Below are 25568 nucleotides of genomic sequence, written 5' to 3'. Positions count from 1 at the left end.
AGGCTTGGATTTTTGTTGTTAGAAAGTAAGCGTTTCGTGATAAGAAATGTTATTGCTTGTTATTGTTGTTACTCTATGTTAATTTCGTTATTTATTTAGGATATATCGTTTAAGAGCGATTTTATAGTATTTATATTTTTTACCAATAACGAAGATAGAGGAAGCTGCTGGTGGTTTAGACCTTGCTTTGCAAGATCCTAAGCACAGCCGTTTTTCCGCTTATAACTACCATAGGGTTTATATGGCGCGTTCGGCAGATGGTTTAGAAACTGGTCTGAGTCACTCCATCCATACCGAGGTGCTGAGAACACTAGGCATTCACCATGTGGCTGATGAGCTGGCAGGTGAGCGTTTAGCCCGAGTGTCCATGGAGCAAGTGTTGCTATGGCAACCAGACGTGATTTTGACGCATAGCGAGGCGTTTTTAGCCACCGTCTATGAGCATCCGCTCTGGCGTAAAGTGCCAGCGGTACAAAAGCAACAAGTGTATCTTGTGCCATCGCTGCCTTTTGGTTGGCTAGATGAACCACCCGGGGTTAATCGATTATTAGGGCTATTGTGGTTAAGTCATTGGTTAAAACAAGCACCAGAAGCTGAACAAATCGCTAAAATAAGGGAGTTTTATCGCTTATTTTATGATGTGTCGTTGGATGATGAGCAAATCCGTTCTTTTTTGATTGCGCCTGTCATTTTCGACGAGCACTAGGGAGTGACAATGTTAGCAAAAACTCGGTCTGTGGGGTTGTTTGCTTTACTTTTTGTGCTTTTGGTAGCCCTTTCACTGTTCACCTTGATGAGCGGCAAATACCCTTTAAGCCTGGCTGAGTTATGGCATAGTTTCGTGACCGCCGGTCGTGAGGGTAGCAACGCTGATGTGGTGTTATGGAATTTACGCCTGCCGCGTTTGTCGGCTGCGATACTGGTGGGTGCTGCGCTAGCGGTTGCCGGTGCAAGTTATCAGTCAATGTTTCGTAATCCTTTGGTGTCACCGGATATTTTAGGCGTCTCTGCTGGGGCGAGTTTGGGGGCGGTGCTGGCCATTTTTCTGTCCTTGCCCTTGGCCACGGTGCAGTTATTTGCGTTTATTGGCGGTTTGATCGCAGTGGCTGTGGTTTATTTGATTTCGCTTAGCAGTCGCCGTCATTATGATCCTGTGTTATTACTGGTGTTAGCCGGCATTGCTGTAGGGAGTTTACTAGGCGCAGGTATTTCTTTACTTAAGATATTGGCCGATCCTTATTCGCAGTTAGCCACCATTACCTTTTGGTTGCTAGGTGGTTTAAATGCGGTGTCGAGAGAGGAGTTGTTGTGGGCCTCACCCTTGATGGTTGTGGCGCTGATCCCCTTATTTCTACTACGTTGGCGCATTAATTTACTCAGTTTGTCCGAGATAGAAGCACAAGCTTTGGGGCTGAATGTGGCTTTATTGCGGGTGTTGGTGATTATGTGTGCGACCTTGCTGACGGCCGCTGCCGTGTCCTTTACCGGCATTATTGCTTGGGTTGGTCTGGTTATACCGCATATTGCGCGCTTGATCGTTGGTCCCGAGTTCTCACGATTGATGCCGACCTCCTTGATGATAGGGGCGATTTTTTTAGTTTTAACGGATAATGTGGCACGAAATGCGGCAGCGATTGAATTGCCCTTAGGTGTGCTGACAGCCTTAATCGGCGCGCCTTTTTTTCTTTATTTGTTATTAAAGAGACGCACTGATGGCTAAGCAAGCAAGTATTTTAAGCGTACGTGATTTGGCCATCGGTTATGCCAATAAACGGGTTGCCGAGGGGATTAGTTTTGAACTAGAGGCGGGGCAGGTGCTGTGTTTATTAGGTCCCAACGGCAGCGGTAAATCCACCTTATTAAAAACGGTATTAGCGCTGTTACCGAGTCTGGGTGGCTCGGTGCAGTTATTGGCAAAGGATGTGGCGCAATGGCGTCGTCGTGAGATAGCGCAAACGCTGGCCTTTGTGCCGCAACAAAGTAGTATGAGCTTTTCCTTTAGTGCCTTGGATATGGTGTTGATGGGGCGTAGTGCCTATGTTGATTTTTTTTCTTCGCCCTCCAAAGCCGATCGGGAAATAGCAGCACAGTCATTGGAGCGTCTGGGCATTAGTCATTTGGCCGAGCGCTTATTTCCGCAAATGAGCGGGGGTGAGCAACAATTGGTGTTGTTGGCACGTGCCTTGGCACAACAACCGCAGGCCTTGATCTTGGATGAGCCAACGGCCAGTTTGGATTTTGCTAATCAGATTTTGGTGTTGGAGCAAATTCAGCAACTCAGGCAACAGGGCTTAGCGATTTTGCTTTGTACGCATCAACCAGAGCATGCGGCGCGCGTGGCGGATACGGCATTGTTGCTAGCGGCTGGACGTCCTTTTGCCTTGGGACGCAGTGAAGATGTGTTAAGCGTAGATAATTTGGCTGCTGTGTACGGTTTAGAATCGGCACAAGTGCGTGATTATTTGCAATCTAGGCTGTTTAAAGAGCCAGTCCTCGCGCCATAACGGGCGCCTTCTCGTGCTTGAGTACATCCTTAACTAGGGCAAGGCCGCAGCCTCACCCTAGTCATAATGGTGCCTAGCAATCGCTAGGTTTTAGATAATGCCGTCTTTTTTCCATTGTGCAATTTCTGCGCTATCAAAAAAGGTCTTTAGCACCGCTTCCGTATGCTGCCCTAAGCGAGGTGGTGGGCTTTGATACTGCACCGGTGTATCGGAAAGCTTAATCGGATTGCCTAAGACGCGCACTGGGCTATTTTCAAATGAGACTGTCATCTCACGAGCCACGGCTTGCGGCAATTGCAGGGCCTCATCAATGGTATTGATGGCACCGCAAGGCACGCCTGCCGCTTCAAATAGGCGAATCCATTCATCTCGTGATTTGCTTAAAAACACATGCTGCATCAAGGGAATCAACTCCTTGCGGTGTTGAACGCGCAGCGGATTGGTGGCAAAACGCGCATCTTGATCCCACGCTTCAGACATCACTTGGCAGACCGCGGCAAATTGCTTGTCATTGCCACAAGCCAAGACCATATGCTGTTGATTGGCCACTTCAAATACTTGATAAGGCACAATGCTTTGATGGGCATTGCCCAAGCGCTGAGGCGTTTTGCCATTGGCGAGGTAGTTTTGACCGATATTTGCTGTCATCGCCAAGGCGCTGTCTAGTAATGACACATCAACCTGTTGACCGCATCCGCTTTGCTCGCGTGCACGTAAGGCGGCTAAAATCCCGATGCTAAGCTGTAAACCGGTAAATAAATCCACTACCGCCACGCCTACCTTATGCGGCATGCCGTCGGCCGGACCAGTAATGCTCATTAAGCCGGATAAAGCTTGAATAATATAGTCATAGCCAGGCTTATGGGCATCGGGGCCGTATTGTCCAAAACCGGTTAAGGAAGCGTAAATCAGTCGCGGATTGACGGCTTTGAGCGATTCATAGTCTAAGCCATATTTTTTTAAGCCGCCGACCTTGAAGTTTTCTACCAGAATATCGGCTTCTTGGGCCAGACGACGTATTATTGCCTGACCTTCGGGGCGACTCATATCAATGGTGAGGGATTTTTTATTACGATTAACCGTGGCAAAGTAGGCCGAAGTGCCATCTTCAAAGGTGGGCGGTGTCCATTGGCGAGTTTCATCACCCTGAACGGGTCGCTCGATCTTTAGGACCTCAGCCCCCAAATCAGCCAGAATTTGTGTGCAGCCGGGTGCAGCCAGTACCCGTGATAAATCAAGCACTTTGATGCCAGCAAGGGCGGACGTCGTCATAATTTACTCTTAAGATAATCAACCATGCGGTGGTATAAGCTGCGCTCCTGCGCTTGCCCGCGTGTTAATCACAGCCAGGGCAGGCACAGGGACGCATAGGAGGTAGTGATTAGCGCGCCGCAAAGGCTTGAATGCCTGTTTGGGCACGTCCAAGGATCAGCGCATGCACATCATGCGTACCCTCGTAGGTATTAACGGCTTCTAGGTTCATCACATGACGGATAACATGGAACTCATCGGACACACCGTTACCACCGTGCATATCACGGGCGATACGAGCGATATCTAAGGCCTTACCGCAGTTATTACGTTTGATGAGGGAAATCATTTCTGGGGCAGCACGGTTTTCATCCATCAAACGGCCCACGCGTAAAGCGGCCTGTAGCCCTAAGCTGATTTCCGTCTGCATATTGGCTAGTTTTAATTGGAATAGCTGAGTAGCCGCTAAAGGACGGTCGAATTGTTTGCGGTCTAAACTATATTGGCGGGCGGCATGCCAGCAGAATTCGGCCGCACCCATGGCGCCCCAAGCAATACCGTAGCGAGCTTTATTTAAGCAGCCGAAAGGACCTTTAAGGCCACGGATATCGGGGAATGCATTTTCTTCTGGGACAAAGACATTGTCCATCACGATTTCACCGGTAATGGAAGCGCGGAGGGAGAATTTGCCCTCAATCTTAGGCGCAGATAGGCCCTGCATGCCTTTTTCAAGGATAAAGCCGCGAATCTCGCCGGCATCGTCTTTAGCCCAAACCACGAAAACATCCGCCACGGGGCTATTGGTAATCCACATTTTATTGCCAGTTAGCGAGTAACCGCCCTCAACCTTGCGGGCGCGGGTTTTCATGGAGGCGGGGTCGGAACCTGCATCGGGTTCAGTTAAACCGAAGCAGCCGATATACTCACCGCTGGCTAATTTAGGTAGGAACTTTTGCTTTTGCTCCTCAGTACCATAAGCCCAGATTGGGTGCATCACTAAGCTGGACTGTACGCTCATGGCCGAACGATAACCGGAGTCCACACGCTCTACTGCACGAGCAATAAGGCCATAAGAAACATGTGACATACCGGCACAACCGTAACCGTCAATGGTTGCGCCTAATAGTCCCAACTCACCCATGCGCTTCATTAGCTCGGTATCAAAATGTTCATTGCGATTCGCCTCAAGAATACCGGGCATTAATACTTCCTGACAGAAGGTCTCTGCGCTCTCGGCGACCATACGCTCTTCTTCAGTAAGCTGCTCATCTAGTAAAAAAGGGTCTTCCCATTTAAAAGGTGCTCGTGACATAGTGTTAACTCTCCTCAGCCGGTTTAAAAAAATATAGTTTCGCTGTGCGAAATTAATGATATACTTAGCGGAACACTAGGCTTAAATTTACTCTTTTTAAATGGTTTTGTAAAGTGTTAGATGAATTATTAGCAACGATTGCGCAGAGCGAAGCGGAGCAGGACCGTCAGTTTATTACCTCCTTGGCACGTGGACTGGCGGTGTTATATGCCTTGCGTTTTTATAGCCATGGTATTTCGCATCAACAAATCACGGAGATGACGCAATTACCTAAGGCCACCGTCAGTCGTATATTGAATACCCTGATTAAACTGCGCTTTCTACGTAAGCATCCGGTGACCGGCTTATATGTGAGTGATATACACCTACGTGAGTTAGGCGCCTTTGCGCTCCATAGCGATCATTTGGTGCGTGATGCCAAGCCTTTATTAATGGCGTTTGCGGAAAAGTACGAGGTCTCGGTGAGTCTGGCGGTTGAAGAGAGTGGGGAGATGCTTTACCTTGAAAGTATTCGTTCGCCTGCGCGTCTGGCTGTACAGTTGACGGTGGGATCGACGGTGCCGCTGATTGATACCGCCATTGGACGGGTTTATTATTGTGCCTTAACTGAAGCGCAACGGATACTGTTGGAGGAGAGTCATTTACGCCCCTTGTTAGCGCAGGATTATGGTCCTAAAAAAGCGCTCTTAGCACGACAAATGGAAGTGTATCAGCAGTATGGCTTTTGTTATTCGGTGGGCGAGTTTTCGCATGATATTACGGCCATTGCGATCCCCGTGCGTAATGATGCCGCAAAAAATGGCTTGTATGCGCTCAATGCGAGTGTGCCCTCATCGCGCCTTGATTTGAGGCAGTTAATTGAGCAGGTAGCTGAGCCACTTAAGGCCTTGGGTGCGGCATTGGAGCAATTATAATGCAAGCTGATAATAAAAAACGTAGTCCTTATCGTGGTCAACGCACTCGCCAGTCACAGCGCTCGCCGCAAACACCAAGATTGATTCTTTTTAATAAGCCCTACGATGTGCTCACGCAGTTTACGGATGAGGCTGGACGTCGCACCTTAAAGGACTATATTCCGATTCAGCAGGTGTACGCTGCCGGTCGATTGGATAGAAATAGCGAAGGCTTATTATTGCTAACAAATGACGGCAGTTTGCAGGCTCGTATCGCGGAACCGAAATACGGTATGCAAAAGACCTATTGGGCGCAAGTAGAGGGTGAGCCGACAGCAGCGCAGTTAGAGTCGTTGCGTCAGGGGGTGATGTTAAAGGACGGTATGACCTTGCCCGCTCAAGTGGAATTAATCGCAACGCCAGATGTGTGGCCGCGGCAACCACCGATACGCTATCGCGCCACTATCCCGACTGCCTGGTTGGCATTGACGATTACAGAGGGGAAAAATAGACAGGTGCGCCGTATGACAGCGGCGGTGGGGCTGCCGACCTTGCGTTTGGTGCGAGTACGAATTGGTCCTTGGTCTTTAGGTGATTTACAGCCAGGGCAGTGGAAAGAAGTCGCCCCTAAGATTTGATGGATAAGGTACTATCCCTCTCAAGACTAGTGCCAATAGAGCACCTCCTAAGCCTGCAACTGCTGAAACATGTAAAGTGCAAGCTTTTGGCTCAGGTTATACTAGCCAGGGTAGAGTAAAGGCTCAGTCGGCGAGTTTTCCTATACATGGTGAGTGCGGTGAAGCATTGTGAACAAGTATTAAATCAGCCAACACAAGCGAGCAATCAATGCCTGTTAACTATAGGCAGGCTGCTCGCTGTACTTTGCCTAAGCCTGCTACTTCTGTTAACACCGGTGATTGCACAAGCTGCGAGTGTTCAACAGCCGCCCACCTCTGTTGCCAATCAGTCCCAGTCAGCGCATGATTTAGCGCAGAAGCCATTGATACGCATTGCGGCGCAAAGCTATTTGGGCACCGAGCATACCTTAGAAGAGTGGCGCTTTATGTTGGACTGGTTGCGTCAGGACTTGCCTCAGTATCAGTTTGAATTGATTGCGGTGGAGCATGATGAGCTGATTAGCTTGGTGCGCCATCAAGCGGTGGACTATGTGATAAGCAATCCCGGGCTGTATTCCGAATTGCACTATGACTATGGCATTAATAATATGCTCGTGCAAGTTTATGCCGCCAAGCCATTATCGCCTTATAGTTTGGGTTCGGTATTGATTAAACGGCGTGATAACCACGCTATTCAGCGCTTTGAGGATTTGCCCGGTCACAGTATGGCGATTGTGAGTAATGAGGCCTTTGGTGGTTATCGTATGATCTTGCGTGAGCTTCGCGCACGCGGTGTTAATCCTGAAAAGCAAATGCAATTACAGACTGTGGGCTTCCCCATGAGCCGTGTGCTGGAGGCGGTGGCAAATGGTCAAGCCGACACGGGCGTGCTGCGTGCTTGCGTGTTGGAAAATGTGCCTGATTGGCAGAGCCGCTTTGAGGTGCTTGAGCCAGTGGCAAATAGCGATTTTCCTTGCCTGGTGAGCACTCGCCTCTATCCTGGCTGGGTATTTTCTGGCGTGAAAAATGAGCAACTGGAGCAGCATCGTGAGTTACTGCGCAGCTTGTTAGATGCCCCGCCACATGATGGTGGTAGCGGTGCCATGTTGTGGTCGGTTTTGGGCAATGCACTTGACCTCTTTGATTTGTTTAAAGAGCTGGAATTGGTGTTTTATCAACCCACTGAGGTTCCACTATTCGACTATTTTAAGCGCTATTGGTGGCTCTTAGCGGCGCTTTTAGTGTTAATTGCTTGCGGTGGTTTGTATACCGCGCGGGTACGTTATTTGGTCAGTAAACGAACCGCTGCCTTAGAGCACGCGTTGGAATATCAAAAGGCCTTACAAGACCGTATTAATGAGGTGCAGGCACAGTCCAATCACCAAGCAAAATTGGTGATTTTGGGGGAAATGTCCGGAACCTTGGCGCATGAATTGAATCAGCCCTTGGCGACCATCGGCAATTACTCGCGCAGTCTGTTACGCCGTTTGGATAAGCAGCGCTTAAGTGAGGACGATTTACGCTTGGCCACCAATGAAATTATCGAGCAAACTGAACGGGCGTCGAATATTATTCAGGGCGTGCGTTCCTTTGCCCGTAAACGACCGATGCGTTTAGAAAAGGTGCCGATTCGTCAGGTATGTGAGGAGGCGGTGCAGTTATTTAGTGGCATGCTGTCCATGCCACCAGAGGTCCTAATAATTGACCATTTGGCGCCCGATAAGCGCTTGACCGTGGATCCGGTGCAAATTCAACAAGCTTTAATTAACCTCTTAAAAAATGGCTATGATGCGATGGTTGAAGCGAAGGTCGAGCAGTCGATGATGTGCCTACACCTCTGGCAAACGGAGCATCAAGTACATCTTACGGTACAGGATAATGGTCCAGGCTTAAGCGCTGAAGCCTATGACAATCTATTTGAAACCTTTTACACTAGTAAAGCTGAGGGTTTGGGTCTGGGCGTGTCGGTTTGTAGAACCATTGCCGAGGCCCATGGCGGTAAGTTGGAGGTCGATTTAGCGCCCCCTGCTGATGATTTGTCGGGGCACGCTGGGGTGGCATTAAATGGCGCAATTTTCACCTTAAGTTTGCCTGATCAGTAATTTGTCGTTATCCTTAATTATTCATTACACGCATTATTAGGATCACCATGGACGCCATAGATACGAATCTAGTTTTTGTCATTGATGATGACGATGCCTTTCGTCGTTCCTTGGTTTTTTTATTAGAGGATTTGGACTGGCGCGTCGAAGCATTTGCCTCGGCGGCTGAGTTTTTAGAGGCCTGTCCCGAACCGGTCGCGGAGGCGGGTTGTATCTTATTGGATATTCGTATGCCCTTGATGAGCGGTATGGAATTACAGCTTAAGTTAAATGAGCTGGGTTGGATTACGCCGATCATTTTTCTGACGGGTCATGGTGATATTGAAATGGCCGTGCAAGCCATGAAGTTAGGCGCATATGGTTTTTTAAGTAAGCCCTTTAAAGACCAAGTGCTGTTAGATGAGGTGGCGGCAGCGGTGCGTTTTGCTCAGCAAACGAGGGAAAGTCTACAACGTCAGCAGGAGGCCGAAGAGATTTTGGCGCGCTTATCGCCGCGCGAAAAGCAGGTGGCCAATTTACTTGCCCGTGGTCAATCCAATCGCTTAATTGCACAGCAATTAGATATTAGCGAAAAAACGGTGCATATTCATCGTCAAAATGTGATGGAAAAGGCGGAGATCAGCAGTGCCGCAGAACTAGCTCATTTGATGCTAAAGGCCGATCCCCACAGCTTAGATTAAAAAACCTCGCTCACCCATGGGGTAAGCGAGGCGCTTTATCCAATCGTCAGCAATCGACCTAGCGACGTGAGTCGATCATGATTTGATTGACCTTATCAAAGGTTTGTAGCATCGTGGCCGATGGTTTTTTGTCGATTAAGCTCACGACGATCGCAGCTAAACCGCACAAGATAAAGCCCGGTACGATTTCATAGAGTTGACTGTCAACATAGTTTTTCCATAGCAATACGGTGGCGGCACCGACAATCATACCGATTAAGGCACCCTTAGCCGTTAGACGTGACCAGAAGACAGAGAGGATCACAATCGGACCGAAAGCGGCACCGAAACCAGCCCACGCATAGCTCACCATGCCTAGCACCTTGCTGTTTGGATCTCTGGCGAGGTAGATAGCAACTAAGGCCACTGCTAACACCATAAAGCGACCGAACCAGACCAATTCTTTTTGGCTAGCGCCCGGACGAATAAAGGGCTTATAAATGTCTTGGGTCAGCGAGCTAGAGCATACTAATAATTGCGCTGATAAGGTACTCATCACCGCTGCTAAAATCGCTGCTAGTAGTAGACCCGCAATTAAAGGGTGGAACAGCAGTACGGAGAACTCAATAAAGACACGCTCAGGATTCTCTAAGACACGGTTAGCAGCGGCCAAGGTAGCCTCATCCGTGATGGTCTCGACTGGCGAGAAGTAAGCAATACCGAAAAAGCCCACGGCGACGGCACCCGCTAAGCACAAAATCATCCATGTGATACTGATGCGACGCGCTGCCGGAATGCTTTTAATGGATTCAGCGGCCATAAAGCGCGCTAAGATATGCGGTTGACCGAAGTAGCCTAAACCCCATGCTAAAGAGGAGATGATGCCGATGGCGCTAACCCCTGAGAACATGCTTAAGCTATTGGGGTTAAAGTCCAAGCTGATGCTTGAAGCCGCTTCAACACCACCCACTTGATTCAGCACGATGATTGGCGTTAGCACTAAGGCGGTAAACATCATGGAGGCTTGCACTGCATCGGTCCAGCTGACGGCTAAGAAACCGCCGATAAAAACGTAGGCAATGGTAAATAACGCACCTAAGAGCATGGCGGTGTTGTAATCCCAGCCGAACATACTCTCAAAGAGGCGTGCCGAAGCGACCACACCGGAGGCACAATAGAGCGTAAAGAATAGCAAAATCACAATGGACGATACAATGCGTAGCAAGTTGCTACGGTCCTCAAAGCGATTAGCAAAATAGTCCGATAGGGTGAGGGCATTGCCCGCTGTTTCGGTGTAGGCACGCAAACGACCAGCAACGAGTAACCAGTTAATATAAGCACCGATGGTTAAGCCGATGGCAATCCACGAAGCGGAAATACCGGCTGTAAATACCTCACCTGGTAAACCCATCAACAGCCAACCACTCATATCGGAAGCGCCGGCTGCTAATGCCACCACAAAAGGACCTAGACTGCGGCCGCCTAAGATATAGTCGGATAAGTCCTTAGTCGAACGGTAGCCTAAATAACCGATTAGTACCATCCCGATAATATAAATCGAGAAGACGATAATAATCGATGAGCTCACTGCACCATGCATATCAATCTCCTTTGCATATTGGAAAAAAGTGAAAGTGTGTTTATTTAAAAGTATTTATTTAAAATAATCAAGCCTTATCGGGCTTGAAATCCGTGCTTTCAGCAATTGCGCGCAACATGTTTCAAGCCCTCACTGCCTGCTCTCAGATTAAATCATGGTCATTAGGGTGGCGTTACCTCCTGCTGCGGCCGTGTTAATGCTTAGAGAGCGCTCAACGCAGAGCCTTTCGGCACGGTACAGTTGCCCCGCTTTCAGGGCTTCGCTACTCAGTGCTTGCGGTTGAATAATGGCTGCCTCATAATTGGCTAAGGCCTGTGCTAAAGGCTTTAAGCGGTCACTATCACCTTCAAATAAGGCCGCATCCAGTGGCTTCGCCTGATCCTTGAGTAATGGCTCTAAGGCGGGCTGTAGCTCAACATAGGCTTGAACTTCCGGCGGTAATTGTGCTCGTAAATTCTGACTATCTAAGGCTGCCTCCGTCACAAAGACGGCCTGATTACCCCCCGCTAGGCACGCAGCCAATTGCACTTTAAAACCTAATGCCGTGCTTGGCATACATAGCACACGACCGCGTGGTAATAAGCGGTAAATATTACGCTCACCGGTAGGGCCGGGTAGCGTTTGACTATAGCCCAGGGTCTGCTGATTTAAAGTTTTTTCCACTAGGGCGGCTTCCTCGGCCTCAGCGTGCGTCTTAATCCACTCGCGATAATGTTGAATCGCATTGAATGCCGCCGCATCCCTGGTTTCCTCGTTGAATGCATCAGGATCCAGGGTTAAGGCTGGGCTTTGTTGTACTAAACGATGTAGGTAGAGCGGTCCACCTGCTTTCGGGCCTGTACCAGACAGCCCTTGACCACCAAAGGGCTGTACGCCCACCACCGCACCGACAATATTGCGGTTCACATAGACATTACCTGCTTTGATTTGTGCAGTTAGTTTATCAATGCTTTCATCAATACGTGAATGCACGCCAAAGGTCAGACCGTAGCCGCTGGCATTAATCTGCGTCATTAAGTCATTTAACTGCTCGCGACGGTAGCGCACAATATGCAGCACGGGACCGAAGACTTCGCGCTCCAAATCGCCTGCCTGATTGATTTCAATGATGGTGGGCGGAATAAAGGTGCCGTGATTTGTGTGCGCAGGGCGAGGCAACTGTTCAACCTTAAAGCCTTTGCTTCGCATTGATTCAATATAATCGGCGATGTTCTTTTGTGCTTCCGCATCAATGACTGGCCCCACATCAGTGCGTAAGCGGTCAGGGTTTCCTAAGCATAATTCCTTCATGGCCCCTTTGATCATGGTGATAATGGCTTCTGCCACATCCTCCTGCACACATAATAAGCGTAAGGCGGAGCAGCGTTGACCGGCCGAGTCAAAGGCCGAATTAATCACGTCGGCAGTCACTTGTTCAGCCAAGGCAGAGGAATCCACAATCATGGCGTTAAGACCACCGGTTTCGGCAATCAAAGGAATCGGCTGACCCGCTGCATTTAAACGCTGTGATAGGGTGTCGGCAATGGCTTTGGCAACCGCCGTGGAGCCCGTAAAGAGCACCCCTTGGATACGTGCATCTGCCACCAGCGCAGCCCCCACATCACCCTCACCGGGTAGTAGTTGTAGCGCTGCTTCCGGCACACCTGCTTGATGTAGTAACTGCACCGCATAATAAGCAATTAAGGGTGTTTGTTCTGCTGGCTTGGCAAGCACCACATTACCGGCTGCCAAGGCCGCACTGATTTGCCCTAAGAAAATGGCTAGGGGGAAATTCCACGGGCTAATGCATAGCACTGGGCCTAAGGGTGGGTGGGTGTCGATTTCAAAGTTTTCTGCCACTTGGCGTGCATAGTAACGTAGAAAATCCACCGCTTCACGTAGTTCGGCAATGGCATTGGGGTAGCTTTTGCCCGCTTCACGTACCGCTAGCGCAATAAAATCCGAACTTTTATGTTCTAGTAAATCGGCTGCTTTAAGTAGATAGTCGGCACGTTCCTGGGCTGGTGTGACTGCCCAAATCGCTTGTTCCTGCTCGGCACGTGCTAAGGCAGCAGCGATTTCCTCCTCATTACTAAATACGGCTTGACCTATGATATCGCGCTGATCGGCCGGATTAATAATATCGATTAAGCGCGTTTGCGCCGCCGCTGGCCATGTTTCACTGTCTTCACCATGCTTAAAGCTTGCTGGTAGGGCTAAGCGATGTTTTAGGGCGCTCGCTAATAAACCCGCCGATAGTGAGGCTAAGCGATGCTCATTGGATAGATCTAAGCCGAGGGAATTTAATCGATCCTCACCTTGGCTTTGATAGAGCTTGCGCGGCTCTGGAATCATTGGATGGGCTGAGCCCAGCGGTTCAATGGCACGAGCGACATCAACCGGGTTGGCAATTAAGCCGTCAATAGCGATCTCTTTATTGGCAATTTGGTTAACAAAGGACGAGTTAGCGCCATTTTCCAATAAACGACGCACCAAATAAGCCAGTAGTGTTTCGTGAGAACCAACGGGGGCGTAGATACGGCAAGGACGATTGAGCTTACCGGCACTGCTTGCGCCCACGACCTCCTCGTATAGCGGCTCACCCATGCCATGTAAACATTGGAACTCAAACTGCCCCTGATAGTAGTTATTGCCCGCCATATGGTAGATGGAGGCCACGGTTTGTGCATTATGCGTGGCAAATTGCGGGAAAATAAATTCTGGGGCATCCAATAGCTTACGTGCGCAGGCGAGATAGCACACATCGGTATGCACTTTGCGCGTATAGACTGGGTAACCCTCCAAACCGTCAACTTGCGCTCGCTTGATTTCGCTATCCCAGTAAGCGCCTTTGACCAAGCGGATCATCAGTCTGCGCTTAGTGCGGCGTGCCAGATCAATAACGTAATCAATTACAAACGGCGCGCGTTTTTGATAGGCTTGAATCACAAAGCCAATGCCATTCCAGCCACTAAGTGCTGGCTCATGGCAGAGACGCTCTAAGAGGTCAAGCGAGAGCTCTAAGCGATCGGCTTCTTCGGCATCAATATTAATGCCGATATCGTAGCGATGCGCTAACAGGGTTAAGTCGCGTAAGCGTGGATACAGCTCTGTCATCACGGTATCGTAGCGTGAACGCGAGTAGCGCGGGTGCAGAGCGGAGAGTTTAATGGAAATGCCCGGTCCCTGATAAATACCCAAGCCGGCGGCACTTTTACCGATGGCGTGAATCGCTTGCTCATAGGCGGCGTAGTAGTTTAAGGCATCGGCATCTGTCATCGCCGCTTCGCCCAGCATATCGTAGGAGTAGTTAAAGCCTTTATTAACCCATTTGCGACTGTTAGCGAGGGCGTTGGCGATGGTTTGACCGCAGACAAAATGCTCGCCCATCAGTCGCATCGCACGATCTACCCCTTGGCGAATTAAAGGCTCACCGCCTTTGGCGATGAGACGGCTGAGGGCAGATGACATCCGCTTTTCACTGTTGGTGGAAACGAGTTTGCCAGTGATCATGAGCCCCCAGGTTGCGGCATTTACAAATAAGGAACCGGAGCTGAGGTGCGATTGCCAGTCACCGCGGCTGATTTTGTCGCGAATCAAGGCATCGCGGCTTTCTTTATCTGGGATGCGCAACAACGCTTCCGCTAAGCACATTAAGGCGACGCCTTCTTGACTGGACAGAGAGTACTCATGAATTAAACCATCGACGCCACTGCCGATGCGCTTATTGCGTAGGGCATCAACCAGTTTGCGGGCAGTTTGTAAAATGGCATTTTTTTGTTCGCCGGGATCGGCCAAGGCCAATAACATCGGTAGACATTCTGGCTCGCTGCGGCGATAGGCGGCAGTAATGGCGGCACGCAAAACCGATTGGGCGGCGATGTTTTGTGCAAAATGTAAAAAGGGCTGACGCTGCTCCTCATTGCTCGGGCTAAGACCGGCCTCTTCTAAATCCGCTAGGCTGACAGCCTCTGAGGCTAAGGCATGTTGCAGGGAGGCGGGTAGACGTCCGGCCTCAATTTCCTCCAACATGGAATAAATGGATTGCTTAATAAACCAATGCTGGGTACGACCGATGCGTTCGGCGGCCTCACGGATACGCTCTTTTAAAACGGGGTCAACCTTGACGCCCAAGGTGGTGGCACTCATCACATTCTCCTAAGGTGGGTTGCAAACAGCGCAAAAAAGGCGCAACCTTTTATACTTTGCGGTTGTTTTATATAGCTTTTTGCTATATTTGAACAATCAGGAATAACCCTTGATAGGATAAAAATAAGCGTAAAAATAATAGGATAGCTGGTGTTTATTAGGGGGGTAGGGGTGCAACCGGGGTGTGGGGCGAGCCTCTAAAATAGCACCTGAGCAACCGCCTTAGGCTCTCAACGCACGCTAGGCCGTTGGTACTAGCAGTCAAAGCCTCGCAAGTCGCTGTTTAAGCAATTCTTAACTGCGCAAACTCTTTTTTCACCACGGCAGCAATGCTTTGCGCAACCACCCGGGAGGATTTAGGATTACTCGGTGCAGGGGTATTGCTGAGTTGCAGACGCATTTCGCCATATTCACTGCGGATCAAAATATGGTGTTGATTTTCTTGAATGTGAGGATCGACCACTACCCGCACCTGTGTTTGCTCCATGCCAATCCCGGCCAAGGCGAGGGTGGCGGCAACATTAAGATTTTGTGGGTAGCGTTTAGCGGCTTCAGCGGCCGAACCCTCAAACAGCGTTAAAGGCTCCTGCACCGATGCCGGTGCAATGCCTAATGCTACAAGCTCTGGCAACCACGCAGCCACCGGTTTATGTGATTCGTAAATAACCTGTAGCGCTGTTGCTCCTTGAATGGATTGGAGATAGTCTAAACCGGCAATGGCGCCAGCCGGCAGGAGAATACGGCGCTGAAACTGCTGCGCCACTTTAAGTAGCTCGGCGTACAAATCCGTATCGGCCAAGGCGCCAATGGAGCTGATTAACACATCGGCGCCGGCACTTAAACAGGCAGGCACATATTGGGCCACCGCTGCCTGTCCCGCTGCTTCAATCACTAAGTCTGGCTTAAATGACCAAAGCCGTGCCGGCTCCTGCGTAACCTCGGCTGTCGTGGGTAGGCTTGCTAAGTCGGCATCACTGAGTGCTGAGCGCGTATGTACTAAGATGGCAATGTGATGCGTGTCTATCAATGCCTGCAATGCCTTTAAGACATCCTTGGCAATGGCGCCGTAGCCAATCACAGCAATACGTTTCATCATGACTTAATTAAATCCTCTAGCAATGCGACTACGACCGTCTCTCCCGCTCAATAGCAGGACTTAAAGTGAGCCGAACTGATCCTGTAAATAGTTAATAATATCTTGCGACTCGTACATCCACTGTACCGTGCCATCCTCATGCTCAATGCGTAAGCAAGGCACGGTGCGTTTACCGCCACCACTAATTAATGCTTGCTCGGCTTGCGGATCCTTATTCACATCATGCGTTTGTATCGCTAAATTCAACTTATGCATTTCACGGCGTACCTTAATGCAAAAAGGGCAGCCGTGAAACTGGTATAAGCTCATCTTGGCGGTGCGTGCATTAACCTCTGCCTGCGCTTCTGCGCTGCGTTGTCGTGGTGTAGGTCGCGTCAGTTGGTCGACGCTGGCAAGGATACACCCTAAGCCGTTTCTAAGTGCTTTGGCTAACATGCGCTTTCTCCTGAATGCATTAATCAATCACACGCCCTGGATTCAGGGTGTTGTGCGGGTTAAGTAGTTTACGGATGAGCGACATTAACAGTAGCTCTTCACCGCTACGGCTATGGTGCAAAAATGGCTTTTTAATCACCCCAATACCATGTTCCGCAGTGACACTGCCATGATATTTTTCAACGATTTCATAGACTAATTGCTCAATTGGAATATAGTCCTCCTCACGCATTTTACCCGTGGTAAGGTGTAAGTTACCGTCGCCCAAGTGGCCGAATAACTGACACTCTATCTGTGGGTAGGCAGCAGCAATAGCAGCCTCCGCCTCCTCGATAAACTTAGGCATATCTCGCAATGGGATGCCAATATCAAAGGCTACGTAGGGGGCACGCGCACGCATGGCCTCCGCAGCCGCATCACGTAATACCCATAGCGCTTTAGCCTGGGTCATATTTTGCGGAATAATGGCGTCATCAGCTAGGCCTGCTTCAATCGCGTGCTCTAAAAAGCGCTGGAATTTTTCTTCTAATTGCTCGTCATCAGCGCCTTCAATTTCAATTAAGATGTAATGCGCATAAGCGCCCTCAAAAGGTATCTCAGATTGTGTGACCTCGGCCGCGACCGAGATGTAGTTTTTCCACATAAGCTCAAAGCTAGAAAGCTCAGGCAGTTGAGCACGGGCGGCCTTTAATAAGTCCGTGACTTGCGTAAAACTGTCAGTGGCTAGGAGGGCGGAGTAGCGTCGTTGCGGTTTTGGAAAGAGTCGTAACATGACCTTGGTGATAATACCGTAGCGACCCTCTGTGCCGATAAAGAGGTGCTTTAAGTCTAAGCCTGTGTTATTTTTGATCAGGCGTCGCAACATATTGAGTACGGTACCATCAGGTAGCACGACCTCAATCCCCATCACTAAGTCACGTGTGGTGCCGTAGCGTAGCACGCGATTACCACCCGCATTGGTGCTAACATTGCCACCGATACGGCAGCTGCCACGTGCACCCAGATCCAGTGGGAAGTACCAGTCTTTGGCCTCAACCAATTGGCATAGCTCCTCTAACACCATACCGGCCTCAACGCAGAGGGTGCCGCCAACCTCGTCGAACTCCACTACTTGATTCATTTGTCCCATATTGATGATGACTTCATCATCTTGCACCGTGGCGCCGCCGGCTAGACCGGTGAGGCCACCTTGCACCACTGCCTTAATGCCATACTCGGTGCAGGCGCGCATAATGGCGGCCACCTGCTCAGTGCTTTTAGGGCGAAATACAGCCAAGGGCTTGCCCGGCTTGATATCGGTAAAATCCGTTAAAAATTGGGTGTATAAACTTTCATCCTTAATCGGTTGTAGGGATGCGGTTGCTTGTAGGAATTGTTCCTGTGCTGTCATGGATGCGTTCCTTAAAAAAATAGCGATGCGGGTATTTTACTCGCTCTAGCTTATAAATTAAACGCTATGCCGCTTCAACAAGAGCAGCATAACAAAGCTTTTTTACTATTGTACGTCAATTGATCTACATCAAGTGTTAGCGCTAATTTTTCTTAAAAAGCCCCAGAACTAGATGATTTCATCTAGTGAGGGTAAGAACTTCCGATAGGCAAAAAAATAGCCGACTCCTAGAATAAGCATATAAACAAAAGGAGTTAAAAATGAATACTCACGTCAACTGTAAACACCAAGTCGAAAAGTCGCGTCGTAGCTTTTTAAAGGGGATACCCGTGGTGACGGCGGGTGCCGTGGCAATGCCTAAGGTGGCAACCGCCTCCACCCCCGATGATGCGAGCAAATACTGGGCCATGTTAATCGATGTGCGTCGTTGCATCGGTTGCCAAGCCTGTACCATGACCTGTATTCAGGAAAATGCCGTGCCTGAGGGCAACTTCAGAACCATTGTTTCCTCCTACAGCGTCAAAATGTCGGATGATCCGACAGAACAACAGGCCGGCTCCTACGTTTTGCCGCGACTCTGTAATCATTGCGATAAGCCACCTTGCGTGCCAGTTTGTCCGGTCGGTGCAACCTATAAGCGTAAAGACGGTATTGTGGTGGTCGACAGCGACCGCTGTGTGGCCTGTGCCTACTGTGTACAAGCCTGTCCATACGATGCGCGCTTTATTAATCCCGTAACGCATAAAGCCGATAAATGTACCTTCTGTTTGCACCGCGTTGAAGCGGGCTTATTACCTGGTTGTGTTGAAACCTGTGTGGGTGGTGCCCGTATCTTTGGTGATTTAAACGATCCTGAGAGTGAAATTCGCCAACGTATGGAAGAGCATAAGTCCGAACTTAAAGTGTTGAAACCGGAAATGTCAACGGAACCACGCGTTTACTACATTGGCTTAGACGATCGCTTTACCGACAAAATCGAGGGTGATAGCACCCTATGGAAGCCACGTAATCGTGGTGAAGCGGCTAAGGCTTAGGGCGTAGGAGAGAATCATGGAAGCACAAATTATTGAAACCTTAAACATCACCCACAAAGTGGGTTGGTTACCGTGGGCAGTGCAGTACTTCTTTTTAATTGGTATTTGCTATTGCTCATTCTTACTATCCCTACCGGGGGTTGTATTTAAAAAGCCTCAGTGGAAGGTGGCGTCTAACTATGCCCTGATTGTTATGCTCACCTGTGGCTTAATTGCACCCGTTGCGCTATTGGCTGACTTACACCAGCCGGGACGCTTTATGAACTTCTATTTGCATTTCCAAAAAACGTCATGGATGTCGTGGGGTTCGATTTTCTTGGTGTTCTATGTGGCGTGGATGGTAATTTACGGCTTTTTAGCCTTGCAGCCCCTACTCAAAGAATCCGCTGCAGCAAATCACCGTTACGCTAAATTGGCTGCTTGGGTGACGCTTAAAAAGCAGCCTAAGACGACGTGGCTTAAGGTAGCTGCCTTATTTGCTTTTATTGGCGCCATGTTAGTGATGGTGTATACCGGGATGGAGGTCGCAGTGATTAAATCACGCCCGATGTGGAATAACTTTGCGGTACCGGTGCAGTTTGTCTTAACCGCCATGGCGGGTGCTGCGGGTGCTGCCTTAATCCTAAATTTTTTTACTGCCAATCGCGGCGATAAAGCGGTGATGAATCCTTTGGTAAAGGTGATTTTCTGGGCCCAATTAGCGATGGTGGTGGTAGGCGGTATTTGGTTGCTCTTAGGCTTTAGCGGTCTAAGCCCGAAAATTGCTCAGGCCATGAGCTTAATTACCTTTATTAATCATTGGGAGCTATTTACCATCGTTGGCGTGCTGATTGTGTTTGCCACCTTATTAATGGCTTGGCGCTTCCCTGGTAATGGCTTGTTATTAGGCTTATTGACGGTGATTACGGTATGGATGTTCCGCTGGACCGTGTTTATGGGTGGTCAGGAAATTCCTAAAACCGGTGCTGGTTCTTATAGCTACACCCTACCGTGGGGTCCAGATGGTTTATTGGGGATTGTTGGCACCTTAGGTTTATGTGTCTTTGTGTATATCGTCTTAACTTCCCTCGTGCCTTTAAGACAGTTGGAATTAGAAGAGAATTAATCTAGGAGTACTATCATGAAATTAAAGCGTAGAGAAATGATTGCAGCCGGTGGTCTGGCGGCCGGTGCGCTGGGTTTTTCACAAACTCTTAGTCGTATGGCTCATGGGATGCTGGCAAAAAAAGATCCCAAAGAGGATAAGTTAAACGGTTATTCGCACGAGCCGGAGTATCGTGTGAATAAAGAGACTGGTGAGATCACACTGAATCCGAAGCAGCAGGTTAGTTACACCACTTGCTTAGGCTGTACCACCATCTGTGGTGTGCGTGTGCGCATTGATAAGGAAACAGGTCGTGTGTTACGAGTGGGCGGTAACCCTTTCCATCCATTGGCAGCGGCTAATCACTTACCCTATGAAACCTCGGTTAAAGACAGCTTTATCGCTACCTCACAACATCAGGAGTTAGGGCAACGAAATCGTGCCACGCTTTGCGGTCGTGGTAATGCGGTAAAAGAGCACCATAGCTCGCCATTCCGTGTATTGCAACCCCTCAAGCGTGTGGGTCCACGTAACTCAGGTAAATGGGAGCCCATCTCCTTTGAGCAATTAATTCGTGAAGTGGCCGATGGCGGTGATTTGTTTGGTGAAGGTCATGTCAAAGGCTTTAAAGAATTACGCGATTTAAAAACGCCGATCAAAGCAGAGGCCCCAGAATTTGGTCCCATTGCGAATAAAGTGGGGGTTATCACCTCGGTCAACGATGGTCGTGAGGCCTTAATACGTCGCTTCTGGAACCAGTCATTCGGTACGCAAAACTTTGTGCGTCACGGTGCTTGGTGTGGTGGCTCTTGGCGTTCGGGTTCGGGTGCAGTGTTCGGGGATCACCGAGCCATGCCGCACGCTAAGCCGGATATGGAAAATGCGGAGTTTGTTATCTTTATTGGTACCGCGCCGGGTGCAACCGGTAACCCGTTCCGTCGCACGGGTGAGTTAATTGCCAAAGCACGTACGGACGGTAAAATGGATTACGTCATCATTGACCCCGTGCTGAGTAATGCCGATAACCGCGCCGCCGGTGACCGTTCTAACTGGGTGCCAATTATCCCAGGTACGGATAGTGCCTTATTGATGGCGATGATGCGTTGGATTTTTGAAAATGACCGTCATAACAAGGACTATTTATCTTGTGCTAACCCTGAATATGCTGAGTCGCGTGGTTTTCCATCGTACTGTAGCGCCGCTTGGTTAGTGATTCAGGAGCCGAGCCATCCGCGTTACGGTAAGTATTTACGCGGTTCCGATATTGGCGTAGAGATTGAGGAAGAAAAGCGCTACGGTGATGATGACCCATATATTGTGCTCAATGAGCATAATGAATTTGAGTCGGCGATTAATCTAATGAGCCCAGCGCAATTAGAAGCGCCAGAGGGTTTATTATTAAACGGCAAAGATATCAAGCTAAAAACTGCCTTACAGCTACTCAAAGAATCCGCTATGCGCCAGACCATTGAGGAGGCGTCAGCCTATTGTGGTATTCCAGTACCAGTGATTGAAGGCTTGGCTGATGAGTTTACCTCACACGGCACCAATGCCAGTATTGTGGCGCACGGTGGCATGATGTCAGGTAATGGCTTCTACAATGCCTTTGCGGTGGTGACCTTAAATACGCTCATTGGCAACCTTAATACCAAGGGTGGTTTTGTGATGGGCGGTGGCGGCTTCCGTGATGCAAGTGCCGGTCCTCGTTATAACTTAGTTGATTTTGAGGGCAAGGTGCAGCCACGCGGTATTCCTATTGGTCGTAATGTACCGTTTGAGCGTACCAGCGAGTTTAAACGTCGTAAGGAAGCGGGTGAGCCTCTCTATCCGGCACCAACCCAGTGGTACCCTAATGCGCCGGGTTTAGGTACGGAGTGGTTTGCTTCCATTGCCAATGACTATCCATACAAATTGGATGCCTTGATCCTTTGGATGTGTAACCCGGTGTACGGTATTGCTGGTCTCAAGAAAAAGTTTGAAGAGCAGTTACTCGATCCGAAGAAAATTCCGTTGATTGTCTCAATCGATCCATTTATTAATGAGACAAACTGCTATGCCGACTACATTGTGCCGGATAGCTTGCTGTATGAAAGCTGGGGTTGGGTCTCGCCGTGGAACGGTGTGCCTACAAAAACCATGGCAGCACGTTGGCCTGTGGTCGAAGCCGCCGCAGCCAAAACACCGAGTGGTCAGCCGATTGCGGTGGAGAGCTTCCATATTGAGCTGGCGAAGTACATGGGCTTACCGGGCTTTGGTAAGGAGGGTTTAAAGGACGCTGATGGTAATCCGGTACCCTTAGAAACGGCTGAGGACTGGTACTTCCGTGGCGGGGCCAATATTGCGTATGCCGGCGGCAAGCCAGTGCCTGATGCGACTGATGAAGACTTGCTTTTCTCCGGCGTAGAGCGTATGCGCGCAGATTTAGAAAGCCGTTTAAAGCCAGAAGAGTGGCGTAAAATTGCTTATCTCTACACCCGCGGTGGACGCTTTGAAAATGCCGATCAAGCGCAGGATAAAAACAACCCTGAGTGGCAAAAGCATCGCTTTAGCAATGTACTGTGGATTTGGAATGAGAATGTCGGCAGCTCCAGAAACTACCTTAACGGCGAGCATAACTGGGGCACGGCACAGTTCCGTGAGCCGCACTTCTCTAACGGTACACCGATGCGTGAGATTTATAGCGAAGAGGATTGGCCATTATTATTGGTGAGCTTTAAATCGCAGTTGCTAAGTCCGTATACCATCGGTACCTCCTTGACGATTTTAAAGCCGGATAATCCGATGATTATTCACCCGGATGATGCCAAGCGCTTTGGTTTAACCACCGGTCAAGTGGCCAAGGTCTCAACTCCAGGCGGAGCGGTTGAAGGTACGATTATTGTGTACCCAGGCGTGATGCGCGGTTGTGTGGGCATTGAGCATGGTTTCGGTCACACTGAGTTGGGCGGTCGTGCGCACCAAATCGGTGATCACACCTGGCCTGATGCACCCTTTATTCGTGCTGGGGTCAATATTAACGATATTGGCTTAACCGATCCGACCCGCAACCATGAAAATATCTGGGTTGATAGTGTGTCCGGTGCGGTCGTGCGTAATGGCTTACCTGCCAAGGTGGAGCCTATCGCAGGCTAAGAGGATGCGGCAAGGAGGGTTACTCAAGGACCCTTAACAATAAGCTTGAGCTAGCAGCATGATGGCTCCCCCGCATCTTCTGCTAGGATGACCGACCAACTTCGTGTTAGTAAGTTGGTCGGTTATTTTTTGTGTGTTCGAGAGCGTAATGGCTTTGCTAAATTAATCCAAAAAATCGCAATAGGGTTAAGCTGACGGCCATGGTTGGCATGGCGCCGACTGTGGTGATGCCAATGATATTGGCAGCGGCAACGTCATTAGCTCCCATTGCTTTGGCCATAACATAGCTAGCGGCAGCGGCGGGAGAAGCGGTCATCAGTAGCATCACACCGAGCTCCATGCTACTCAAAGCAAAGACTAAGCCGACAATCACGGCTACGATGGGGGCGACAATTAAGCGACCCACACTAGACCACATGGCAATATCGCTTGCGCTGAAGATTTTTCTAAAATCTAGCGTTGCGCCCGCACAAATTAAGGCTAGGGGTAAGGCCAGACTCGACACATAACCGCCGGCTTCGGCAATGAGTGAAGGGATGGGCACATGCAGCCATTTACAAGCGAGCGACAATAGGATCCCGATAATTAATGGATTAGTGACGATTTGGCGAGCCATTAATAAGGGGTTGAATTTTTTGTTGCCAGTGGCTTTGCTGAGCGTAATCACGGCAAGCACATTAAGTAATAGCGTGAGTACACCACCAAAAATAGCGGCAATGGCAACACCGTTAGCGCCGTAGGCACTACTAACAAATGCTAAGCCAATAATCATCATATTGGCTCTAAATACACCCTGTACAAACACGCCATGATCGCGAGGCGCTTTAACCAGGCGATGTGCCACCAGCTCCGCACCTAGAAAGAGGCTCATGATCGTAACCACACCGGCTAGGATCAAATTAAGGTTTTCCAATAAGTCGGTATCGCTGCGATAAATACTAAAAAAGAGTAGTGCGGGCAGGGAATAATTAAACACGATTTTTGATGCTTGATCACAAAAGCGCTGATCAATTTGGTCGGAACGCCGTAAATACCAACCCAACACCAATAATAAAATACTAGGTAGCGTGACGCCCACCGAGAAGAGCATCGCATCTAAAAACGATCCCGTCATAACACCGCCAAAGAAAAAATTAAAACATCATTTGAAACGTGAGCGATTTTGCGCACTTGCTCATTCTATCAGGCAACAATAAGCGACTAGCGGCAGCTTGTCGAAGGTAACAATTTAACACTAGGATATACTAGTGGTATTTTGATTGGAAAGAGAGAGTTCGATGATTATAAGTTTTAGTCGTTTTGTTCAAAAAACCTTTGCCCTGTGGGTTTTACTTTTTGCTGCGATTGCCTTTATAAATCCTACGCTATTTCGCTTCGTAGGACCCTATATTGCCTTGATTTTGGGGGTGATCATGTTCGGTATGGGCGTCACCATGACGGTTGATGATTTTAAAGGTGTTCTAAAGCAGCCGAAGTCTGTTCTGATAGCGACGGTAGCTCAGTACACCATCATGCCCTTATTAGCTTATGGGCTGTGCATTCTATTTCAACTACCGGCAGAAATAGCGGTTGGGGTGATTCTGGTGGGATGTTGCCCTGGGGGTACCTCGTCTAATGTGATGACTTATCTGGCACGTGGTAATACCGCTTTATCCGTCAGTACGACCGCAGTGTCTACCGTGCTATCCCCGCTCTTGACGCCAGCGATTTTCTTTTTGCTCGCAAGCGAATGGCTTGATATTAACGCAGTCGCTATGTTTAAAAGCATTTTACAAATTGTGCTGGTACCCATCGTCTTAGGTTTGATTGTGCGCTCTGTGTTGGGTAAAAAGGCCGCCTCCTATGGTGAGGTGATGCCTTTAGTGTCCGTCATCGGTATTGTGCTGATTGTCGCTTTTGTGGTGGGTGCCTCCAAAGATCGCATTATCGAATCGGGGCTGCTAATCTTTGCGGTGGTTGTTTTGCATAATGGCTTGGGGTATTTGATCGGCTTTATCGTAGCGAAAGTTTGCCGCCTAAATTATGCCGATCAGAAAGCGGTCTCGATTGAGGTTGGTATGCAAAACTCAGGCCTGGGTGTTGCTTTGGCGGGCGTGCATTTTGCGGCGAGTCCAGTAACAGCGGTGCCAAGTGCTATCTTTAGTTTTTGGCACAATATTTCAGGGCCTTTATTGGCAACCTATTGGGCTGGTAAAGGCAGTGCAGCAGACACTACGCCGAGCACCAAGTAATTGATACAAAACTGGGCGCCAAGTGCGCCCAGTGATCTTTAGGTAAAAAAATCGTTTTTTATCTTGTTTATCAACAATTGCCGTAAGACCCCTTCCTTTA

Annotated in this window: 19 protein-coding genes; 11 read left to right on the top strand and 8 right to left on the bottom strand. The window is 49.2% G+C overall.

Annotation, left to right across the window (positions count from 1 at the left end; genetic code table 11):
• The first annotated feature begins 241 nt into the window (after positions 1-241).
• Genes HMPREF3179_RS04950 through HMPREF3179_RS04940 form a run of 3 tightly spaced genes read left to right on the top strand, consistent with a single transcriptional unit; the run spans position 242 to position 2504 of the window.
• The gene (locus tag HMPREF3179_RS04950) at positions 242-706 is read left to right on the top strand and encodes an ABC transporter substrate-binding protein (protein WP_070469902.1); all 465 of its coding nucleotides are present in this window, start codon (positions 242-244) and stop codon (positions 704-706) included.
• A 9-nt stretch (positions 707-715) separates the two neighbouring features.
• Positions 716-1720 carry a FecCD family ABC transporter permease gene (locus HMPREF3179_RS04945; protein ID WP_070469901.1) on the top strand — a complete coding sequence of 335 codons (1005 nt, stop codon included), beginning with the start codon at positions 716-718 and terminating at the stop codon, positions 1718-1720.
• Positions 1713-2504, top strand: coding sequence for an ABC transporter ATP-binding protein (locus tag HMPREF3179_RS04940; RefSeq protein WP_070469900.1), 792 nt, complete (start codon positions 1713-1715; stop codon positions 2502-2504). The genes HMPREF3179_RS04945 and HMPREF3179_RS04940 overlap by 8 nt, the downstream gene beginning before the upstream one ends.
• Positions 2505-2594: 90 nt before the next feature.
• On the opposite strand, the gene HMPREF3179_RS04935 is transcribed toward HMPREF3179_RS04940, so the two are convergent.
• Both HMPREF3179_RS04935 and HMPREF3179_RS04930 read right to left on the bottom strand, forming a co-directional pair.
• Positions 2595-3776 carry a CaiB/BaiF CoA transferase family protein gene (locus HMPREF3179_RS04935; RefSeq protein WP_048767967.1) on the bottom strand — a complete coding sequence of 394 codons (1182 nt, stop codon included), beginning with the start codon at positions 3774-3776 and terminating at the stop codon, positions 2595-2597.
• A 109-nt stretch (positions 3777-3885) separates the two neighbouring features.
• Positions 3886-5067, bottom strand: coding sequence for an acyl-CoA dehydrogenase (locus HMPREF3179_RS04930; RefSeq protein WP_018026706.1), 1182 nt, complete (start codon positions 5065-5067; stop codon positions 3886-3888).
• A gap of 113 nt (positions 5068-5180) precedes the next feature.
• On the opposite strand from HMPREF3179_RS04930, the gene HMPREF3179_RS04925 reads away from it, so the two are divergent.
• From HMPREF3179_RS04925 to HMPREF3179_RS04910, 4 genes are all read left to right on the top strand, one after another.
• Entirely contained in the window at positions 5181-5981 is an 801-nt protein-coding gene (locus HMPREF3179_RS04925; protein WP_070469899.1) for an IclR family transcriptional regulator, read from the top strand.
• Positions 5981-6598 (top strand): pseudouridine synthase, encoded by a 618-nt coding sequence (locus HMPREF3179_RS04920; protein ID WP_048767971.1) that lies wholly within the window; start codon positions 5981-5983, stop codon positions 6596-6598. The genes HMPREF3179_RS04925 and HMPREF3179_RS04920 overlap by 1 nt, the downstream gene beginning before the upstream one ends.
• A 158-nt stretch (positions 6599-6756) precedes the next feature.
• Positions 6757-8679: a sensor histidine kinase gene (locus HMPREF3179_RS04915; protein WP_239660540.1), complete on the top strand. Its 1923-nt coding sequence runs from the start codon at positions 6757-6759 to the stop codon at positions 8677-8679.
• Positions 8680-8726: 47 nt separating this feature from the next.
• Positions 8727-9359 (top strand): response regulator transcription factor, encoded by a 633-nt coding sequence (locus tag HMPREF3179_RS04910; RefSeq protein WP_070469898.1) that lies wholly within the window; start codon positions 8727-8729, stop codon positions 9357-9359.
• Positions 9360-9417: 58 nt separating this feature from the next.
• Here HMPREF3179_RS04910 and putP read toward each other — a convergent pair whose 3' ends face one another.
• The 5 genes from putP to HMPREF3179_RS04885 all read right to left on the bottom strand — a co-directional run bounded on the left by putP (position 9418) and on the right by HMPREF3179_RS04885 (position 17987).
• Positions 9418-10938 carry a sodium/proline symporter PutP gene (gene putP / locus HMPREF3179_RS04905; protein WP_018026712.1) on the bottom strand — a complete coding sequence of 507 codons (1521 nt, stop codon included), beginning with the start codon at positions 10936-10938 and terminating at the stop codon, positions 9418-9420.
• 147 nt (positions 10939-11085) lie between these two features.
• The gene (putA, locus tag HMPREF3179_RS04900) at positions 11086-15066 is read right to left on the bottom strand and encodes a trifunctional transcriptional regulator/proline dehydrogenase/L-glutamate gamma-semialdehyde dehydrogenase (protein ID WP_070469897.1); all 3981 of its coding nucleotides are present in this window, start codon (positions 15064-15066) and stop codon (positions 11086-11088) included.
• Between the two features lie 283 nt (positions 15067-15349).
• Positions 15350-16162, bottom strand: coding sequence for an aspartate dehydrogenase (locus HMPREF3179_RS04895; protein ID WP_070469896.1), 813 nt, complete (start codon positions 16160-16162; stop codon positions 15350-15352).
• 60 nt (positions 16163-16222) lie between these two features.
• Complete coding sequence (locus tag HMPREF3179_RS04890) at positions 16223-16597, bottom strand: glutaredoxin family protein (protein ID WP_036559084.1); 375 nt, start codon at positions 16595-16597, stop codon at positions 16223-16225.
• 19 nt (positions 16598-16616) lie between these two features.
• Positions 16617-17987, bottom strand: a complete 1371-nt coding sequence (locus HMPREF3179_RS04885; protein WP_070469895.1) for an FAD-binding oxidoreductase — start codon at positions 17985-17987, stop codon at positions 16617-16619.
• A 260-nt stretch (positions 17988-18247) separates the two neighbouring features.
• Between HMPREF3179_RS04885 and dsrO the strand changes: the two genes are divergently transcribed.
• From dsrO to HMPREF3179_RS04870, 3 genes are read left to right on the top strand one after another with little or no spacing between them, the layout of a single operon-like run.
• Positions 18248-19021, top strand: coding sequence for a sulfate reduction electron transfer complex DsrMKJOP subunit DsrO (dsrO, locus tag HMPREF3179_RS04880; RefSeq protein WP_036559091.1), 774 nt, complete (start codon positions 18248-18250; stop codon positions 19019-19021).
• 16 nt (positions 19022-19037) lie between these two features.
• Positions 19038-20126 carry an NrfD/PsrC family molybdoenzyme membrane anchor subunit gene (gene nrfD, locus HMPREF3179_RS04875; protein WP_018026718.1) on the top strand — a complete coding sequence of 363 codons (1089 nt, stop codon included), beginning with the start codon at positions 19038-19040 and terminating at the stop codon, positions 20124-20126.
• Positions 20127-20141: 15 nt separating this feature from the next.
• Positions 20142-23237 carry a molybdopterin-dependent oxidoreductase gene (locus HMPREF3179_RS04870; RefSeq protein WP_018026719.1) on the top strand — a complete coding sequence of 1032 codons (3096 nt, stop codon included), beginning with the start codon at positions 20142-20144 and terminating at the stop codon, positions 23235-23237.
• Positions 23238-23394: 157 nt separating this feature from the next.
• Here the strand turns inward: HMPREF3179_RS04870 and HMPREF3179_RS04865 are convergent, their stop codons facing one another.
• Positions 23395-24351: an AEC family transporter gene (locus HMPREF3179_RS04865; protein ID WP_070469894.1), complete on the bottom strand. Its 957-nt coding sequence runs from the start codon at positions 24349-24351 to the stop codon at positions 23395-23397.
• Between the two features lie 163 nt (positions 24352-24514).
• Between HMPREF3179_RS04865 and HMPREF3179_RS04860 the strand changes: the two genes are divergently transcribed.
• On the top strand, positions 24515-25468 hold the full coding sequence (locus HMPREF3179_RS04860; RefSeq protein ID WP_048767977.1) for a bile acid:sodium symporter family protein: 954 nt from the start codon (positions 24515-24517) through the stop codon (positions 25466-25468).
• Positions 25469-25568: the final 100 nt, after the last annotated feature.

This window comes from Oligella sp. HMSC09E12 (genome assembly GCF_001808505.1).
Classification (GTDB): domain Bacteria; phylum Pseudomonadota; class Gammaproteobacteria; order Burkholderiales; family Burkholderiaceae_B; genus Oligella; species Oligella urethralis.
This window is presented reverse-complemented; position numbering and strand designations above follow the sequence as displayed.